The 17,566-nt window shown below is 68.5% G+C and carries 15 protein-coding genes; 8 read left to right on the top strand and 7 right to left on the bottom strand.

The window, feature by feature from the left end:
- Nucleotides 1–28: 28 nt before the first annotated feature.
- From K8638_RS39425 to K8638_RS39450, 6 genes are all read right to left on the bottom strand, one after another.
- A complete protein-coding gene (locus tag K8638_RS39425) occupies nucleotides 29–1,240 on the bottom strand; it encodes an acetyl-CoA C-acetyltransferase (protein ID WP_223759906.1) in 1,212 nt (403 codons plus the stop codon).
- Between the two features lie 180 nt (nucleotides 1,241–1,420).
- The gene (locus K8638_RS39430) at nucleotides 1,421–1,900 is read right to left on the bottom strand and encodes a cupin domain-containing protein (RefSeq protein WP_223759907.1); all 480 of its coding nucleotides are present in this window, start codon (nucleotides 1,898–1,900) and stop codon (nucleotides 1,421–1,423) included.
- A gap of 123 nt (nucleotides 1,901–2,023) precedes the next feature.
- Entirely contained in the window at nucleotides 2,024–2,803 is a 780-nt protein-coding gene (locus K8638_RS39435) for a zinc-dependent metalloprotease (RefSeq protein ID WP_223759908.1), read from the bottom strand.
- Nucleotides 2,804–3,007: 204 nt separating this feature from the next.
- Nucleotides 3,008–3,841 carry a class I SAM-dependent methyltransferase gene (locus K8638_RS39440; RefSeq protein ID WP_223759909.1) on the bottom strand — a complete coding sequence of 278 codons (834 nt, stop codon included), beginning with the start codon at nucleotides 3,839–3,841 and terminating at the stop codon, nucleotides 3,008–3,010.
- 56 nt (nucleotides 3,842–3,897) lie between these two features.
- Nucleotides 3,898–4,527, bottom strand: a complete 630-nt coding sequence (locus K8638_RS39445) for a serine protease (RefSeq protein ID WP_223759910.1) — start codon at nucleotides 4,525–4,527, stop codon at nucleotides 3,898–3,900.
- 141 nt (nucleotides 4,528–4,668) lie between these two features.
- The gene (locus tag K8638_RS39450) at nucleotides 4,669–5,457 is read right to left on the bottom strand and encodes a zinc-dependent metalloprotease (protein ID WP_223759932.1); all 789 of its coding nucleotides are present in this window, start codon (nucleotides 5,455–5,457) and stop codon (nucleotides 4,669–4,671) included.
- A 477-nt stretch (nucleotides 5,458–5,934) separates the two neighbouring features.
- On the opposite strand from K8638_RS39450, the gene K8638_RS39455 reads away from it, so the two are divergent.
- The 5 genes from K8638_RS39455 to K8638_RS39475 all read left to right on the top strand — a co-directional run bounded on the left by K8638_RS39455 (nucleotide 5,935) and on the right by K8638_RS39475 (nucleotide 11,406).
- Complete coding sequence (locus K8638_RS39455; RefSeq protein ID WP_223759911.1) at nucleotides 5,935–7,119, top strand: DUF6068 family protein; 1,185 nt, start codon at nucleotides 5,935–5,937, stop codon at nucleotides 7,117–7,119.
- 293 nt (nucleotides 7,120–7,412) lie between these two features.
- Entirely contained in the window at nucleotides 7,413–8,870 is a 1,458-nt protein-coding gene (locus tag K8638_RS39460; RefSeq protein WP_223759912.1) for a hypothetical protein, read from the top strand.
- A gap of 195 nt (nucleotides 8,871–9,065) precedes the next feature.
- Nucleotides 9,066–9,593 carry a beta/gamma crystallin-related protein gene (locus tag K8638_RS39465; protein WP_223759913.1) on the top strand — a complete coding sequence of 176 codons (528 nt, stop codon included), beginning with the start codon at nucleotides 9,066–9,068 and terminating at the stop codon, nucleotides 9,591–9,593.
- A 205-nt stretch (nucleotides 9,594–9,798) separates the two neighbouring features.
- Nucleotides 9,799–10,446: a polysaccharide deacetylase family protein gene (locus K8638_RS39470; RefSeq protein ID WP_223759914.1), complete on the top strand. Its 648-nt coding sequence runs from the start codon at nucleotides 9,799–9,801 to the stop codon at nucleotides 10,444–10,446.
- A 57-nt stretch (nucleotides 10,447–10,503) separates the two neighbouring features.
- On the top strand, nucleotides 10,504–11,406 hold the full coding sequence (locus K8638_RS39475) for a L,D-transpeptidase family protein (RefSeq protein ID WP_223759915.1): 903 nt from the start codon (nucleotides 10,504–10,506) through the stop codon (nucleotides 11,404–11,406).
- Here K8638_RS39475 and K8638_RS39480 read toward each other — a convergent pair.
- Nucleotides 11,332–11,727, bottom strand: coding sequence for a type II toxin-antitoxin system PemK/MazF family toxin (locus tag K8638_RS39480; RefSeq protein ID WP_223759916.1), 396 nt, complete (start codon nucleotides 11,725–11,727; stop codon nucleotides 11,332–11,334). The genes K8638_RS39475 and K8638_RS39480 overlap by 75 nt on opposite strands.
- A gap of 187 nt (nucleotides 11,728–11,914) precedes the next feature.
- Between K8638_RS39480 and K8638_RS39485 the strand changes: the two genes are divergently transcribed.
- The 3 genes from K8638_RS39485 (at nucleotide 11,915) to K8638_RS45460 (ending at nucleotide 17,522) form a co-directional block, all read left to right on the top strand.
- Nucleotides 11,915–12,313, top strand: coding sequence for a hypothetical protein (locus K8638_RS39485; protein WP_223759917.1), 399 nt, complete (start codon nucleotides 11,915–11,917; stop codon nucleotides 12,311–12,313).
- A complete protein-coding gene (locus K8638_RS39490) occupies nucleotides 12,310–13,455 on the top strand; it encodes a peptidoglycan-binding protein (RefSeq protein WP_223759918.1) in 1,146 nt (381 codons plus the stop codon). Before K8638_RS39485 ends, K8638_RS39490 begins: the two co-directional genes overlap by 4 nt.
- A gap of 101 nt (nucleotides 13,456–13,556) precedes the next feature.
- Complete coding sequence (locus K8638_RS45460) at nucleotides 13,557–17,522, top strand: IPT/TIG domain-containing protein (RefSeq protein ID WP_223759919.1); 3,966 nt, start codon at nucleotides 13,557–13,559, stop codon at nucleotides 17,520–17,522.
- The last annotated feature ends 44 nt before the right edge of the window (nucleotides 17,523–17,566 follow it).

Below are 17,566 nucleotides of genomic sequence, written 5' to 3' on the forward strand. Positions count from 1 at the left end.
AGGGTGTCGCTAGAAAGGGGAGGGGGAGTCAGACGCGCTCGACGAGGGTGGCCACGCCCATGCCGCCGCCGACGCAGAGGGTGACGACCGCGCGGCGCGCCTGGCGCCGCTCGAGCTCGTCCACCACGGTGCCCAGAATCATCGCGCCGGTGGCCCCGAGCGGGTGGCCCATGGCGATGGCGCCGCCGTTGACGTTGAGCTTCTCGTCCGGGATGCCGAGGTCCTTCTGGTACTTGAGGACCACGGAGGCGAAGGCCTCGTTGAGCTCGAAGAGGTCGATGTCACTGGCCTTGAGGCCGGCCATGTCGAGCAGCTTCTTCGTCGCCGGCAGCGGGCCGGTGAGCATGATGGTCGGCTCCGCGCCGGACGTGGCGGCGGCGGCGATGCGCGCCCGCGGCGTCAGGCCCAACGTCTTGCCCATCTTCTCCGAGCCGACCAGCACGAGCGCCGCGCCGTCGACGATGCCGGACGAGTTGCCCGGCGTGTGCACGTGGTCGATGCGCTCCACGTGGTGGTACTTCTGCAGCGCCACCGCGTCGAAGCCGCCCATCTCCCCCATGCCCGCGAAGGACGGGTTGAGCTGGCCGAGCGAGGCCACGGTGGTGTCCGGGCGCATGTGCTCGTCCCGGTCCAGCACGGTGAGGCCGTTCTGGTCCACCACCGGGATGATGGATTTCTTGAAGTACCCCTCGGCCCACGCCTTCGCGGCCAGCGCCTGCGAGCGCGCGGCAAAGCGGTCCACGTCCTCGCGGGTGAAGCCCTCCATGGTGGCGATGAGGTCCGCGGAGATGCCCTGCGGCACGAAGTAGGTGTCGTAGTTGGTGGCGGGGTCCATGGCCCACGCTCCGCCGTCCGAGCCCATGGGCACGCGCGACATGCTCTCCACGCCGCCCGCGATGACCAGGTGCTCCCAGCCCGAGCGCACCTGCTGCGCGGCCATGTTCACCGCCGTCAGGCCCGAGGCGCAGAAGCGGTTGAGCTGCACGCCACCCGTGGTCTCCGGCAGGCCGGCCGCGAGCACCAGCGTGCGGGCAATGTCCGCGCCCTGGTCACCCACGGGCGAGACGACGCCGAGCACCACGTCGTCGATGCACTGGGGGTCCAGGTTCGGGTTGCGCTTCTTGAGCGCATTCACCAGGCCGACGAGCAGCGACACGGGCCTGGTGCCGTGCAGCGCGCCCTTCTTGCCCTTGCCGCGAGGGGTGCGAACGGCGTCAAAGATGAAAGCTTCCTGGCTCACCGCGAGCTCCTTGAAGACGGTTGAGGGGTCCTCCTCCCGTGTGTAACTGATTTTCGAGTCAACGGCACGCCCGGGCGCCTTCCGGGGGAGGGAGGTGCCTGGCTGCCCTCGGGGTGGCCACGGCACCCACTGAACGCCTGGGCACCGCTCGGGCGAGTGCGGCGGAGCGGCAGAGGAGCTTCAATACGGCGTGCCATCCTCGTGCGTGAAAACCCAGGCGCCGTTCACCTGCGTCACTTTCAGATCCTCGCCGGGATACGTCACCTCATCGCCCGGCGTGCGGTCGCCGACTTCCAGATACAAGACATCTGTATCGGTTTCGTTGACGAGGTGATGCGCCCGGCCGCTGCCGGCCTTGAAGCCGGCGCACATGCCCGGCGCCAGTTGAACGGCGCCGTCGGTCGTCTGCAGTGTCGGGTGGCCTGCGAGGACGTAGATGAACTCGTCCTGCTTCGTATGCGCATGGCGTATCGAGGACATGCCGCCCGGCACGATGCGGGTGAGGTTCACGCCGAAGTTCTCGAGCCCGAAGAGCGCGCCCAGGCGGCGCTTCTCGCGTCCCTGCACGCGCGCGGCGAAAGCAGCCGGCAGGATCGAGCGGACCGTGTTGAGGGGGGCGTCTTCAGCGACGACGGCGAGCGGATGGGTCGGTTGCTCCATGGCGATTCCTCCAGTCAGTCCAGAGGAGTATGGATTGGACGAACCGCCAAGGCGATCTACATGCCAATGAGGAACTGCCCCCGCGGAGCCATGGACGGACCGCGGGGGCTGAAGCGCCATCTCTCAGTAGAGGTAATCCAACGCAGTGCGGTCAGAGCTGGTCCACTCGCCGCTCTCGTTCGAGCTGAAGCAGGAGTTCATGACCGAGCCACCCCTCGTGGCCGTGGTCGGCGTCCCGGGGATGTGGATGGCACCCACGCCAGCCTCTCCCTCGTTGCCACCGCTGCCGCAGCTGATGGACCGGTCGTAGTAGTCCGAGTGGCGGAAGCCAATGGTGTGGCCCAACTCGTGGGTGATGACGTGCTCGTTCACGTCAACGCTGTAGTTCTGCAGCCCGGTGCCGATGTTGATGGTGCCGTAGGGCTTTCCGCCCTTGGGGAAGCCCGCGGAGCCGCCGACACCGGACGTGGTCCTCGCGGAGATGCTCGCGGTGCAGTCGGTGGCCGGTCCTCGCACGAAGGTGAGGCGGAGCCCCATGCTGTTGTAGTTCTCGATGGCCAGGTCGAGCCCCGCGCTGAGCCGGCTGTAGCTGTTGAACTGGGAGGTGGGATTGACGCAGATCTTCGTCACGCTGGTGCCGACGAGATTGGTCGTCCGGTACTGCTCCGCGCTCACCTCGGCGGGCTGGAGCATCTCGCGGGACGCCTCGAGCGTCACGTGAGCGTCGCGCCCCACGTACACCAGACCGTCGGCGACCATGATGTCGTCGGCCGGGAAACCGGCCTCGACCAGGTTGGAGATGATCTCCTCGGTCTCCGCCTGCGGGGCGTTCTGCGCGTCGGGACCGCAGCCGGACAGCAACGCGCCACAGCTCGCCACGAGGACTGCCGCTCTCTTGAACATTTGCGTTCTCCCTCTTGCTCTGAATCGGTCCTCCCCACGGTGCCGGCATGGAACCGTCGGGGCGGACTACAGATTTTAGAGGACCTACCCGCAAAATCCAACAATCTGAGAAAATCACACCAGGCTGGACTTGAGCGGCAAGAAGGGAAATGTCTTCAACCCCGCGACAGTGGCCGGACGCATCTCACCCCGAGGGCTCGTCACTCATGGCCGGACGCGCTCGAGGACCCAGACGCAGTAGGTGAGCTTTCCAATCAGCAGGAAGATGTTCCACTGCTCATAGGCGGAGAGGAGCTCGAAAGCGTCCTGCCCCAACCGTGCCGTCACGCGCGAGCGAGCCCGGAGCATCTTGCCGAACCGGAGTGCGTGGTGCGCCATCCCCTCATCGAATTCCTCCAGGAACGGCGAGCCCTCATCGGTCGTCGTCCCGCACTCGATGACGTGCAGTCCGGCCGTCTCGTAGGCGGCGGCCATGCGCTCCGGCGAGAGCGTGTCGGGGTTGATGCCGATGCGGTACGTGACCCGCTGTGCCTCACGCGGCTCGAGCAGGTCGCTTCCCACGGCGCTGCAGTTCATCATCGAGCCGCCCGGCTTGAGGACGCGGGCGCACTCCTTCAGCGCGCCGTCGATGTCCTCGACGTGGTTGAACATGTCGAGGCACCAGACGAAGTCCACCGAGGCGTCCTCCAGGGGCATCTTCCCGATGGAGCCCTTCAAGAGGGTCACCCGGTCCTGCAGCGACTCCTTTCGGAGCCGCTCGGCGGCGAGCTCCAGGTTCTCATCGAGCGGGTCGAGCCCGATGACGTGGCAGCCCAGGCGCCTGGACAGCTCGACGAGTTGTTTCCCCTTGCCGGAGCCGACGTCCACGAGCCGTGAGCCAGGGCCCACGCCCCGCCGCGCTGGAATCTCGCCCAGGAACTCCGACGCAGGACGTCCGCCCGGGGGCTCGTCCAGGTACGCGTACCGCGCCTTGTCGGCCGCGAGAAATGGCCAGAGAAACCGGTAGAACGCCTCGATTCGCTCGTTGAGGTCACTCATGTGCGGAGCATAGGACGGCCAGGTCCTCAGGCCGTCGCATCGAATCCGTACCGTCCTCAGCGTTCGGCGATGTCCTCGCTCCGCAGGTACGGGGACGCTTCGACAATCACTTCCGCGGTCCATCCCCTGTTGGCTCCGCGCCCGGTTTCGTCGCAATCGCCGTCGGTGTGGATGCCCAGCAGGTGGCCTTCACGGTTGAGCACGCCAGCGCCGGAGCTCCCTACCAGGGTGTCCAGGTCCGAGTAGTATACAAGTTGATTACATGAGTTCAGGAAGCGGCCTTCCGCGATGACCTTGGGCCGGCCCCGGGGGTGTTGGATGATTGCCAACCGCTCGCTGGCCCGGGTCGTCAGCAGGACCGGGGTGACGGCGGGAAGCACGTCGAGCTCGATGAGCGCATAGTCGGGTTCGAGCGCTTGCTCGATGACGGTGCCCTCTGTCACCAGCGGGTCGCCGTCGGGCGCGTCCTCGAAGTTGAAGACCAGCAACGCCCGGTCCCCGAGCCCGACACAGTGGCCCGCGGTCACCACCACCGGTCCCGCGCTCGCTTCAATCAGCGTTCCGGTGCAGCGTCCGTCGATCATGACGACCGCGTCCTCAGTGCCCTGGACGCCGGCGAACTCGCCCTCGTAGCTGTTGATGGGGGTGAAATCGAGGGTCGGGCCGCACTGCCAGAGGCCGCGCACCTCCGGCGTCTTCGGTTTCCCGCAGGCCGGAGGCTCCGCGGGCACCGCACTTCCACAGGCCGCGACGCCCAGGAGTACGGTGCCCGCGAGGATTCGACCCCACAGGGTCATGGATGGACCAGGGGGCTGAATCGGCATCTCTCAGTAGAGGTAGTTCAGCGCGGTGATGTCAGAGCTGGTCCACTCGCCGGTCTCGGTCGACCTGAAGCAGGAGTTCATGATGGACCCGCCCACCGTGGCCGTGGTCGGCGTGCCGGGGATGTGGATGGCACCCACGCCGGCGGAGCCCTCGTTGCCGCCGCTGCCGCAGCTGATGGACCGGTTGTAGTAGTCCGAGTGGCGGAAGCCGACCGCGTGGCCCAGCTCGTGGGTGATGACGTGCTCGTTCACGTCAACGCTGTAGCTGTTCAGCCCGGTGCCGATGTTGATGGTGCCATAGGGCTTGCCGCCCGAGGGGAAGCCCGCGGAGCCGCCGGTGCCGGACATGGTCTGCGCGGTGATGTTCGCGTTGCAGCCCGTGGTCGGGCCGCGCGCCATGGTGAACGCGAGCCCCAGGCCATTGTAGTTGGCGATGGCCAGGTCGAGCCCCTGGCTGAGCCGGGTGTAGCTGTTGAACGTGGAGGTGGGATTGATGCAGATCTTCTTCACGGTGGAGGTGCTGACGAGATTCGTCGTCCGGTACTGCTCCGCGCTCACCTCGCTGGGCCGGAGCATCTCGCGGGACGCCTCGAGCGTCACGTGAGCGTCGCGCCCCACGTACACCAGACCGTCGGCGACCATGATGTCGTCGGCCGGGAACCCGGCCTCGACCAGGTTGGAGATGATCTCCTCGTTCTCCGCCTGCGGGTCGAGCTGCGCGTCGGTACCGTCGGTACCGCAGCCGGACAGCACGCCACAGCTCACCGCGAGGACTGCTGCTCCCTTGAACATCGTCTTGAGCATGGGGGGTTTCCTCGTACACCTGACTGCGGGGGGACGCGCCGTCCGCCTGGCTTCCTCCAGCCGCGGCACGGCGCGTCCAGGCCTGAAGCAATTGGAGGGCCAATCAACCCCACAGAGGGGAAAAGCAGAACTTGTTGCTTTGCTTGGACTGCCTGCGCTCCAGGCTCCGGCCCCGCACCTGTAAAGGGATGTGACATCCGCGGGCACAAGCCAGCGCCAGCGCTACGGATTCCTCAAGAAGACCCGGGCGTTGCGGAACCGCACAGTGTTGTCTGGTTGTCGGGCACCGGCCCTGGGGTCTCAGACACCCCGAGCCAGGTTCCCCATGCGACATGCCGATGACGCTGTCGCCATTCCAGCAACAACGCAGCAGGACGCGCCGCGGCCGGATGGATTCATTCTCGGCGCGCCGTGCCAGGAGTTTCCTGGGGAGCGTGAATGCACTGCCGGTGTATCCCGTCCCACATGCCAATGCGCCACTCCACACTCCCCATCGCCGCGCTGCTGGGCGCGGCCCTGTCCTTCCTCCCGGGCTGCGAGAGCACGAAGGCGAGCAGCCCGTCCCCTTCCGACACCCAGGAGCAGGGGGCCTCTCTCATGCAGGACGCTGACGCCTGGAAGCGCGCCCGCGTGGGCGACCGGGTCATCTACTCCTTCTCAGCGACCCAGGGCCCCGAGCCCCGCGGCGGCGGCGCCGCGCGCACCCTCGGCGGTCAGTTGATGCTGGAGGTGGTGGCCGTGCAGCAGCCCTGGGTCTGGGTGCGCCTGGCCTTCACCGATGAGGCCGGCAAGCCCCTGGCCCAGACGCGGCTGGCTCAGGACCTCCTCCTCCCCGTGCGTGCGGACACGACGCGCGCGCTCGACGTGCCCCACGCGGGCAAGGCCACCGCCGAGAGTCCCTCCATCGCGGGCCGCACCTGGGAGGCCCTGCGCTACGTCAGCGACCAGCGCCCCGTGGACGGCCCCCTGCGCACGCGCGTGTACGCCAACGCGCCGGGCCCGCTCTACCTCACCCGCGGCCTGCTCGACGCGAGCACCGAGACGGCCGGCTTCCGCACCCCGGGCGGCTTCAAGCTGACGCTGCGCGAGTTCCGTGAAGGCTCGGCCGATGCCAATGCCCCCGTGCCCGCGCTGGAGCGGCCCCTGGGCCCGGGCGCGTACTACGACCGGCACGTGGACGTGGGCCCATCGCCTGGCGTGCAGCGCGTGTGCTTCGCCGCCGAGCGCGGCTACATCCTGCGCACCGAGGGGCCCATCGACACCAACGCCGCCCCCTGTTCCGACTTCTCCCAGGTCGAGCCGGAGCCCCTCGAGGAGCTGCTGATGAGCCTGCCCTGGGAGGTGCTGTCCTCGGGGGACTGGCCTCCCGCCGACGCGGCGTCCGGCACTCGTGGCACCTTCACCGCGGAGGGGCGCGACGTGCCCGCCCTCACCGTGCAGCGCACCGAGAGCGCGGACGGCACCCAATATCTCTTCTCGGAGTCCTATGCGGCCGACCCGTGGGTCCCGGCGCTCTCGGGCCTGCCCTATGAGGCGCGCTTCCAGCCGCTTGCCAGCGGCACCGAGCGCGTGGCCGCCGGTGGCGGGCACGAGCCCGCGGGCGGCGCGCGGCTCGTGCGGTGGGGCTCGTGGCTCCACGGCCAGAAGTGACGCCAACACCTGACCGCCAGGGAGGCCATCCAGGCGGTGGCGGGACCAGGCAGACAGGCCCGCCGGGAGCAGGCGTACGGCGGAGCCCTTCGCGGGGAGACTGGAGCGAGGTTAGCGGACTGGAGTGGAGGGGGGCTCCGAAGCGTTAGAGAGGGAAGCGCGCTTTCATTTCCGCGCGAGCCCCTGCGCGACAGCCCCGGCCTCCTGCTGGGCGCTCCAGCGACTTCGCCGTGGGGCCCCTTGTTCTCATGCACGCTCACCTTTCCGTTCCGCAGACCTCCTCTCCAGATGACATGCCCACCTCCAAGGGGCCCACCGGGCTCGCGTCTGCCCGCCCGCAGGCCCGGGTCTCGGTCCTCTTCGCGGAGTCCCTGCCCGCCACCCCGGAGTCACTTGCCGGGTGGCTCGAGGGACTGGGGCTGGCGGAGCTCGGCTTCACGGTGAGGAACGAGCAGGGCGTCCAGCTCACGAGCGGCCGGCACACCGTGCACGTCCTCCTGGGAACCGGCCCCATGCCCCGTGAGGGACTGGATTTGCGGCAGCTCCCGAACCTGCCCAGGGAGGCGGGCTACCTGACGCTCGCGACCGGTGTCTCTCCGGGCGGGGAGGGCGAGCGGCTGGCACGAGACGAAAGCAACCCGGACCCGTGGGCCGGGGATGGTTGGATGCGCGTACTTTCAATGCTGGTGGCACGCCTGGCCCACGAGGGCATGGCGGTGGTCCTGCACCAGGCAGGCTCTCTCGTGAAGGACAGCAGCACGTTCGCGCGGCTGCTCCGGAGCCTGTCCCATCCCGACTACCGTCCATTCACCGCGTGGGTCGACGTCTCTCGCGGCGCGGGCAGCCGCCAGCTCCGGCTGCGGGGCATGGAGAGCTTCGGGCTGCCGGACCTCCAGCTCGCACCGGAGGAGTGGGACACCTGGGAGACCACGCGTGCCCGCGAGGCCCTGTACTTCGCCGCCTACCGCATGGTGCGCGAGAACCGGATGCTCGCCGTGGGTGAAATCCTGGAAGTGCCGCTGGGCGTGCAGCCCGGCTCCTGGCCCGAGTCCTTTGACGGAGACATGGTGAGCTACCGCGTCCGTGCCAGCGAGCACTCCAGCCTGGTGCTCGAGCGCATCTCGGATGCAGCGGAGCCCTTCACCCGCTGGGCGCGCGCGTCGGCACCGGGCAAGCCGTCCCCTTCGAGCGTGGGCCTCAATACGTACCAGGCCCTCTTCCGTCATGCCCTGGAGGGCGCCCTCCCGGGGGACACCGTCGCCGAGATGGCACCTCCTGCCTCGCAGGGCCTGCCCCCGCACGTGGTGCTCATCCGCACGCGGCTGGGCACCTCCGGCTTCACGCTGGTCACCAATGGCTTCGGCCGGGTGCCTCAGCCGGGCGGCACGCGGGACTCGGGCTCCGCGCACGTGGAGCTGGCGGCCTGGATGGATTCGCACGGTCCGGAGCGGGCCATGGCCCTGTCGGCGCTCGGAGCGCTGATGCAGTCGAAAGAGGACGCCTGGGCGCAAGGCGACATCGCGGTCCTCTCCGAGCCGCTCCTGGGGCTGCGCCATTTCCTCCTCGCGCCGGGCCCCGTCGTGCCGGTGCCTCCTGGCTCGCCGGTGAACCTGCTCTGGGTCATTCCCCTGCACGCGGACGAGTTCGAGAAGGTTCGCCGGGCCGGTCCATTGCTCTGGGCCCACCGGTTGCTGAAGGACCCGTCCCGCCGCACGGAGCTGCGGCAGCGCTGGAGCCTGGGCGTTCATTGATGTCTGCGCGGCCACACGCGCTTTGACGGCGAATCCACGCTCTCCTCCGCCCCCGGGGAGGGGGCCGGGAGTGAGGGTTGCGCCTCCGAACCGCGGTTCCCATCCTTGCGCTGGCTTCTGGCAGGAAAATCCATGACTCGCAGGAATTCGAGTGCAAGGAAATAGAAGCCGGTCCGCTCACGGAGGAGGAAGGCAATGGCAGACAAGATTATCGTTTATTATGAGAAGGATTTCCGCGGTAACAAGGCCGAGTTGCCCGTGGGCGACTACACCCGGGCCGAGCTGAAGAGCAAGTATGGCATCGACAACAACACCATCAGCTCGGTGAAGGTGCCGCCCGGCCTGAAGGCCGTCCTCTTCAAGGGCGACAACTTCAGCGACAAGTCCATGGACGTGGTGGCCGACGCCCACGAGCTGGACTGGATGCACAACAACTGCTCCAGCATCAAGATCATGCCCTACGAGAAGCGCCGGGCCACCTTCTTCAAGAAGGAGGACTTCCAGGGGAAGGACGTGTCCCTGCCACCCGGCCAGTACACCCAGGCCGAGCTGGAGCGGTACGGCATCGACAACAACACCGTCAGCTCGGTGAAGGTGCCGTCCGGCCTGAAGGTGGTCCTCTTCAAGGAAGACAACTTCCATGGCCAGCAGCTGCCGCTGAGTGCCGACGCCAAGGACCTGCACGCGCTGAACAACGCCACCTCCAGCGTCAAGATCTCCTGACGCCGGACCGCTGAAAGGCCCGACGCGTGGCGCGCCGCGCGTCGGGCACTCCGGGCCTCACCGCCGGTTTGAATAATGAACATCCCGGGTCCACTCCCGTGCCTGGAGTGTGAACAAGGATGAACTGGATTGGGAAGGGTGGACCTCCTTCGGACGCTCCGGCGTCCTACCGATGTCTCCAGACTCGGGAAGAGAGGTCCCTCGAATGAACCCCATTCCTGGCGCCGTCCTCACCTTCGACGACGGCCCGATCGACGACAAGGGCAAGGATGTGGCCCTGAAGAGCACCCTGGACATCCTGGACGCGAACCGCGTCCAGGGCGTCTTCTACGTGCTGGGCGAGGAGGTGCGGAAGCAGCCCGCCCTGGTCAAGCTCATCGCCGAGCGCGGCCATATCATCCAGAGCCACGCCTGGAGCCATGTGGCGCTACCCAAGCTGCCCGAGGCGCAGCTCTGGCAGGCGCTCCAGCGGACGCAGGACATCATCTTCGAGAGCGCGGGAGTGCGCCCCAACCGGCTGAGGCCTCCGTACGGCGCCGGGTGGGTGGGCGCCAAGAGCCCGATGCTGCGGAAGGTGGCGGCCGCGCTGGGCCTGCAGCTCACCGGGTGGGACGTGGACACCAACGACTGGAAGGCCCCCCGCGGTCTGGCCAACACGCAGAAGTGCTTTCCGGCCCGCAAGAGCTGGGAGGTGCTCTACGGCAAGAAGGGCCGGCCGCTGGACATCCTCATGCACGTGAACCAGGCCACGGCCAACGACCTGAAGAACTTCATCCAGGGTCTCCAGGCGGAGGGGTGGGAGTTCCGGACCTACGGGGATCCGCCCCAGCGGCCGTCCGTGGCGGTCTCCTGAGGGCCCTGGCCTTCGTCCCTGGATTGTTTCCGCGCTTCACCTCACACGAGGCCTCCCATGTCCACGACCCCCTCTGGTTCCACCTCCCTTCGCAATGGCCGCTTCGCGGACCAGCCCGGACTGGCGCACGTGCTCGCTGGCCGGGCGACGCTCGGCCGCAACGCCCGGGGCCCGGGCGTGCAGTCCGTGCAGCAGGCACTGATTGACATGGGCTTCAGCCTGCACGGAGGCGCGGATGGCTCCTTCGGCCCTCAGTCGCTCAAGGCGGTCCGCAACTTCCAGGTGCACGCCCGGTCGGCCTTCTCGGACGTCCAGCCCACCGGAGTGGTGGATGCCGCCACCCTGCGTGCCCTCGACGCGCTCGCCCCGCTCCCGAAGCAGCGCGGCCAGCCGCACAACCTCCCGGTGCCGCGCTACGACGGCACCCCGCTGCGCGTGCTGGTGGTGAAGAACGAGCACCGGACCTTCCTCTTCGATGCGAAGGGGGGGCTGCAGGGCATCTTCGGCAACGCCGTGGGGGCGCGAGCCACCCCGACGGACGCCGGCCTGAAGAAGGTCCACACGAAGCTGGGCGCGGCGGCCGCACGGGCCCTGGGCCTGAAGCTGTGGGGAGGCCTCGTCTACGGCCCGCGCATCATCGACCTGTCATGGGCGGATGGCTCCCGCTCGGGAGAGGAACTCCACGGGACCAACGCGCCCACACGGCTGGGCGAGGACGTCTCGCACGGGTGCATCCGCCACGACAACGCCGCCATCCTCGCCCTCTACGATGCCGTCAAGGTGGGCGACTGGGTGGCCGTCGTCGAGAGCGTGCGAGATTCTCGCCTGGGCGCTCCGGCATCCTCGCCTCGGGACCTTCCCGGCCTCTCGGGAGCGGTGGCCTCGCTACCGCCTGAAGAACGACACCTGCAGAAAGCGCAGGCCGGCCAGGATCTGCTCCACCCGCGCGTCGGACAGTGAGCCGATGCGTTCACCCAGGCGGGCCTTGTCGACCGAGGAGACCTGCGACACGACCACGACGCTCTGCTTGGGAAGGTTTCCTTCGCCCACCTCCAGCAGGACGTTCCCCGGCTCCTTCGCCCGGTGCAGGTTCGACGTCAGTGCGCACACGACCACGGTCGTGATGCGCGAGTGGTTGAAGACGTCGTCCTGAACCACCACGTGGGGATGGGAGTAGCCCGGGACAGGCCCTCGCGAGTCGTCCGGCGCGAGCCAGAACACGTCACCACGGTTGATCCTCTCCGGACCTGTGCCTGCTGCCTCTGCTGTGTCCGTCTTCATCGTGCGCTCGCGAGATGGGCCCGAGGGATGCCGCGCCTCCGCGCCACCTTCTCATTGCGCCATGGGGGCTGGCGAGGAGGTTCGCCCCCGCGGGGACGGTGTGGCCCCGGCCGCGGCAGTCATTCCGAGCGCCCGATGCAAATACACACAGGGTGAAGCCAGGGCCCCGGTCCGCTATGCTGGCGGGATGATTGTTCGGAGCGAGCAACTGGCGGCTCTCGGGAGAGCCCGCGAGGCGCAGTTCATCGGGGAGATGGTCATCCACCTGCGGTCCCACTTCCCGCGGGAGGTCGCGGAGCTCGACGATGACGGGCTCCGTGCGCGTATCGAGGCGAGCCTGTCCAGGGCCCGCGGCTACGCTCTTTCGAGCAAGCAGGACTGCATCCGGTTCTTGAACCTCTGCGCGTCGTTCGGCTGGAACTTCGACCAGGAGCCGTCGCGCCCGTGGGTTGGCGAGTACCTGCGTGATGTGGAGATCGAGTCTCCCTCGGAGCGGCTGAGGCGGGTGTCGAGCCGGTGCCTCCGCGACCTCGAGCTCGAGGAGAACAACCGCAAGGCGCGGGCTTCGCTGGGCGGTGCCCCATGAGCTCGCTCCTCGAGGGCACATCTCCGGTCCATGACCCCGCGGCGGCGTACTTCGCCGGGTCGGGCCGCCGGCAGCAGAGCCCGCGGGCCGAGCCGGAGGAGACACCGGACGACAGGCACGCGAGGCTCGCGGCCGCGGAGAAGGCCGCGAGCCAGCACGGGGCGGACGTGGCTCCCGACAACGTCGTCGCCCCGTGCCCCTACAAGGAACGGCACTCGATAGAGGTCCTCGTCATCGGCCCCGACGATGCGCCGGTGGAGAACGTCGCCGTCGTCCTCGAGAAGAGCGAGACGGAGGTGCTGGTCGCGAAGACGGATGCCGCTGGGCACGTCTGTTTCCGCGGCCTCCTCGAGCAGGGACGGTATCGGCTCTACCCGCGCGAGCTGGATCGCGACGCCTGGGAGCTCGAGACCCTCGAAAAGCTCCCGCCCGAGCGGGACCTCTGCAAGGGGGACGCGGCCTGGAAGGCTCCCAGTGGGGCCGGCAGCAAGGGCCCCATCACCCACGTCGTGCGGGAGGGCGAGTGCATCTCGACCCTTGCCTACCGTTACGGGCTCCTGCCAGACACCCTCTGGAACGCTGACGAGAACGCGGCGTTGAAGAAGCTCCGCGGGGACAAGAACATCCTCAATCCCGGGGACTCCGTCGTGATTCCCGTGCCCCGGCGCGAGGCGAAGCAGGTCGAAGCCGGCAAGGCCTACCGCATCCGCGGCAAGGGGTTCGCCGAGACCGTTCGTGTCCGGTTCCTGGACCCGGAAGGCAAGCCGCGCGCGAAGCAGCCCTATGTGATTGCCCTGGTGAGTGACGCGATGACGGAGGAGCGCGCTGGCGAGACGAACGGTGATGGCTTTGTCATCGAGCCCGCGGCGGCCTCGGTCCATACCGTGAAGATCACCCTCGGCAAGGGGGACGGGAGAGAGACCCATGAGTTTCGTGTGGCCTGCCTCGCTCCGCTCGACACGATTGCCGGCGTCCAGGCCCGGCTGTGCCATCTGGGCTACACCTGCGGCGACGAGGATGGCGAGCTCGGACCGTGGACCCGAAGGGCGCTCCGCGACTTCCAGCGGGACTTCAACCTGCCGGTGACGAGCGAGCCCGACGACGCCACGCGGAAGCAGCTCCGCGCGGAATTTCTGGTCTGAGTGCAGGCACCCCCATCGCGGGAGCGCCGAGCGGACAGCCCGTCTGGTGGCCCGGCGGCCCCGATGTGTGAGCAAACACCTGGGAAGAGGAGACATCGACAGTGCCGACCGTGACAGGCATCAACCCCGCTGACGTCTCAGTGGCTGGAGGAGCGCAGGTAACGATTACGGGCACCCTGTTCGCGGCGGGTGCGACCGTCACGTTCGACGGGACGCCCGGGCAGAACGTGACGGTCGTATCGGCCACCCAGATCACGGTCGACACGCCCGCGCGCGCGCTTGCCGGCTCGGTGCGGGTCCAGGTCACCAATCTGGATGGGTCGAGGGCCGTGTTCATCGGCTTCCACTACCGCTGTGTCGTGAGTGAAATCACGCCCCCGGAGGGGCCGACGAGCGGGGCCACCGACATCGTCATCAAGGGCAAGGGGTTCCATGCCAACATGGAGGTGGACATCGACGGCACCCCCGCGACCCATGTCGTCGTGAGCTCCGCGACCGAGCTCCGGGCGCGGACGCCAGCGCGCGGCGCGGGCGCCGGGGTGGTCCACCTCGATGTGTGGAACCACGGTCGCGCCGCAGGAACCCGGTCCAGCTTCAGGTACTGCGCGCCACTGGTCACCGGCGCGGTGCCGAACCGCGCCCGCCCCGTCGGCGGCGAGGACATCGTCCTGCGCGGCAAGTACTTCGACGCGGCGGCAACGGTCTCCTTCGGCGGGACGGCCTCGCCGGCCGTGACCTTCCGCTCGAGCACGGAGCTGGTCGCGCGAACGCCGGCCCACGCCGTGGGGGGCGTCGACGTGGTGGTCACCGACGGGGCCGGGGTCACCGGCACGCTGACCCAGGGCCTCTCCTTCGCCGGCGCCGAGGTGAAGCGCATCGAGCCGGCCCGCGGCCCGGCCGCCGGAGGCACCCGTGTGACCATCAAGGGGGAGCGCTTCGCCGCGGGGGCCACGGTGACGATAGGTGGCACGAACGTCGTCGCCGCCATCACTCCGCCGGACACCATCACCGCGCAGACGCCGATGCACGCCGCCGGGGCCGTCGACATCGTCGTCCAGAATGGCGGAGAGCTCGCGAGCACGCTCGTGGGGGCGTTCACGTACGTCGCGCCTCCGGCGGTCACCGGTGTCGAGCCGCCGCGTGGAGCGACAGCCGGTGGAACAGCCGTGACCATCACGGGGAATGACTTCGCCGCGGGCGCGCGGGTCCTGATGGGCGGCAGGCCCGCGGCTCAGGTCACCGTCGTGTCCCCGACGACGTTGACCGCGGTCACCCCGGCTCACGCCGCGGGCACCGTCGACATCGAGGTCCAGAACGCGGACGGCGCCCCGACCACGCTCGCGGGCTCGTTCACGTATACCGACGTCACCTCGATTACCCCGGCTCGCGGCCTGCCCGCTGGGGGAACGGACGTGGTGATTCGCGGCCACGGCTTCGCCGCGGGGGCAACGGTGAGCATCGGCGGTACCCCCGCGACCCACGTCGTTCGCCAGTCCGATACCGAGATACACGCGAGGACGCCGGCCCACGCCGCGGGCCGCGTCGATGTCGTGGTGACGAATCCCCGCTCGCCCGCGATGACTCTCGCCGACGGCTTCACCTACGCGACCGTGACGAGCATCGCCCCCGCCGAGGGGCCCGTCGGCGGCAACACCGTGGTGGTGATTCGCGGGGACGCGTTCGCGGACACCACCACCGTCGCCTTCGGGGCGACACCGGCGGCCGCCGTCGCGCTCCAGTCACCGCAGGAAATCCACGCGACGACCGCCGCGGGTGTCGCGGGGCCGGTCGACGTGGTGGTGACTCGTGAGGAGGGTGAGGAGCGGGTCGCCACCGGATTCGCGTTCCGCGCCGCGCCCACCATCACGCGCATCGAGCCCGCCGCCGGGCCGGCCGCTGGCGGGACGCCCTTCACCCTCACCGGAACCGGCTTCCTCGATGGGGCGACCGTCACCATCGACGGTGGCAATGCCACCAACGTCCGGGTGCTGTCTCCGACGACGCTCACCGCGAGGACCCCGGCCCACGTGCATGGCGCCTGCGACGTGGTGGTGACCGTCCTCGGCGCGCTCACGGCCACGCTCGCCAATGGCTTCACCTACCGCCAGCTGCCCACGGTCACCGCCGTGACACCAGCCAGGGGGCCGCTCGAGGGGGGCCGGACCGTCGCGCTCGCCGGGACCGGGTTCCTCGACGGCATCCAGGTGCTGGTCGGAGGCGTGGCGTGCACCGATGTTGTCGTCGTCAGTCCGGTGAGCCTCCGGGCGAGAGTGCCCGCGCGCACGGCCGGGCAGTATGACGTCCAGGTCCAGAACCCGGGCGAGCCCCTCAGCCTGCCCTTGGTGAACGCGTTCACGTACGTCGATGTACCGACGGCGACGGGCGAGAACGAGGTCGTCTTCCTGATGGACGGCGAGGAGTACTTCACGGAGCTCCGCGCGCAGCTCGAAGCGGTGCGGCAGGCGCCGCGACACGCGCTCACCTACGTCCGCCTCGCATTCTGGATGATTGAATCATCCGTCACCGTGGGGGACCGGAACCATTTCCAGGTCCCCAATCACACGCTCCTCTCCTACATCGACCGGGTCATTCGCGCGGGCCACGACTTCGACATCATCGTCTGGCGCCCGGCGAAGGTGGAGCGTGTGAGCGAGGGAAAGGGAGTGGCCGAGGCGAACGAGGCCTTCGCGCGGGCCGTGGCGGAGATCGACCTGGCCGCCGCCAGCGCCGGCCCCGGAGTGGGCCGCGTCCGCGTCTTCCTGGAGACCTACGAAGGAGAAATCGGGGCGTCGAACCACCAGAAGATCGCCATCTTCTCCATCGCCGGCCAGCGCACGGCGCTCATCGGGGGCATCAATCTCTCCCCCGCGTACTTCGCCTCTGCCGATCACTCCCAGGAGATGTGCTGGCACGATGCCGCCGTCCGTCTTCGTGGGCCGGCGACCGACGACGTGGAAGCCGAGTGGATGCGGCGGTGGCGGCGGACCTCGCTGATCGAGGAGCGGTGGATCTGGAACAGCTTCGGTGGAGGAGGGGACATCCAGGCGCGGGGCTTCGCCTTTTCGGCGAGTCAGACCGTCAGACAGGAGGCCATCAGGGTCCAGGAGAACCGGACGCTGCAGACCCCGCAGGTCGCCAACGTGTCGGTGACCATCGCCCTGACGCGCTCGGAGGGAACGACGCGCTACCGCAAGCTGCGCGACCTGCTCCTGGAGCGCATCTCCGCCGCCAACGACTACATCTACATGGAGAACTACCACTTCGCGGATCCAGAAATCGTCCGCGCCATCTACACGCGCCATGAGGTCCGCCGCCTCGCCGGTCACGAACTGCGCGTGGTCATCATGATGCCGATGAACGGAGGGGGCTCCGGCTACATGACACGCCGCTCCTGGCTCCAGATGCTGCTGCGGTTCCGCAGGCCCGGTGTCGCCGGGGCCTCCTACTGGCGCCGCGTCTATTACATGGACGGCGGCACCGAGCGCCACATCGACCGGGCGGCGTGTCTCACCCACAACGTGGCGGACACCTACCGGGCGGACAATCCGAAGTCCTCGAGCTGGCTGGAGGCAGACACCTTCACGTTTCGCAAGAATGGCGGGGGAGGTGTCGACACCGTGGTCAAGCTCGAGGACATCACGCGTGTGGAAGGAGATCTCCACATCTACACGTGCGTCCAGGAAGGTAGCTGGAACCGCATCTACACCCACTCGAAGGTGGCGATCATCGACGATCAGTGGCTCATCGTGGGCTCCGCCAACTGGTCGTACCGCAGCATGCAATACGATGGGGAGATCTCCGCGTTCATCGACAATCCAGGGCTCGCCCAGGCCGCGCTCCAGCGGCTGCTCGGTCACTATGACGAGGTGACTGCTCTCGATGTGAACAACATCGAAGCCGAGGCGTGCACCAATCTGGCCGGCGCTCTGGGCACGAACGCCGTGCGACAGGCGGCGATCGCGAACCGGTACATCGTCCTCCCCCTCAATCACGTCGATCTGCCGAACTTCGGGTTCCCGCGCGTCCGGCCCGGGGTGATGGATGCGCCGAACTACACCTGGATTTGAGGGCCAGCTCAGCAACAGCCAGGATTCCGGGGCCGGTCCGTATC

This window comes from Myxococcus sp. RHSTA-1-4 (genome assembly GCF_020037125.1).
GTDB lineage: Bacteria > Myxococcota > Myxococcia > Myxococcales > Myxococcaceae > Myxococcus.

Excerpts from the sequence above, each read along its gene's own strand:
- K8638_RS39430 (WP_223759907.1), bottom strand. The coding sequence starts at position 1,900 with ATGGAGCAACCGACCCATCCGCTCGCCGTCGTCGCTGAAGACGCCCCC.
- K8638_RS39435 (WP_223759908.1), bottom strand. The coding sequence starts at position 2,803 with ATGTTCAAGAGAGCGGCAGTCCTCGTGGCGAGCTGTGGCGCGTTGCTG.
- K8638_RS39440 (WP_223759909.1), bottom strand. The coding sequence starts at position 3,841 with ATGAGTGACCTCAACGAGCGAATCGAGGCGTTCTACCGGTTTCTCTGG.
- K8638_RS39450 (WP_223759932.1), bottom strand. The coding sequence starts at position 5,457 with ATGTTCAAGGGAGCAGCAGTCCTCGCGGTGAGCTGTGGCGTGCTGTCC.
- K8638_RS39455 (WP_223759911.1), top strand. The coding sequence starts at position 5,935 with ATGCCAATGCGCCACTCCACACTCCCCATCGCCGCGCTGCTGGGCGCG.
- K8638_RS39460 (WP_223759912.1), top strand. The coding sequence starts at position 7,413 with ATGCCCACCTCCAAGGGGCCCACCGGGCTCGCGTCTGCCCGCCCGCAG.
- K8638_RS39465 (WP_223759913.1), top strand. The coding sequence starts at position 9,066 with ATGGCAGACAAGATTATCGTTTATTATGAGAAGGATTTCCGCGGTAAC.
- K8638_RS39470 (WP_223759914.1), top strand. The coding sequence starts at position 9,799 with ATGAACCCCATTCCTGGCGCCGTCCTCACCTTCGACGACGGCCCGATC.
- K8638_RS39475 (WP_223759915.1), top strand. The coding sequence starts at position 10,504 with ATGTCCACGACCCCCTCTGGTTCCACCTCCCTTCGCAATGGCCGCTTC.
- K8638_RS39480 (WP_223759916.1), bottom strand. The coding sequence starts at position 11,727 with ATGAAGACGGACACAGCAGAGGCAGCAGGCACAGGTCCGGAGAGGATC.
- K8638_RS39485 (WP_223759917.1), top strand. The coding sequence starts at position 11,915 with ATGATTGTTCGGAGCGAGCAACTGGCGGCTCTCGGGAGAGCCCGCGAG.
- K8638_RS39490 (WP_223759918.1), top strand. The coding sequence starts at position 12,310 with ATGAGCTCGCTCCTCGAGGGCACATCTCCGGTCCATGACCCCGCGGCG.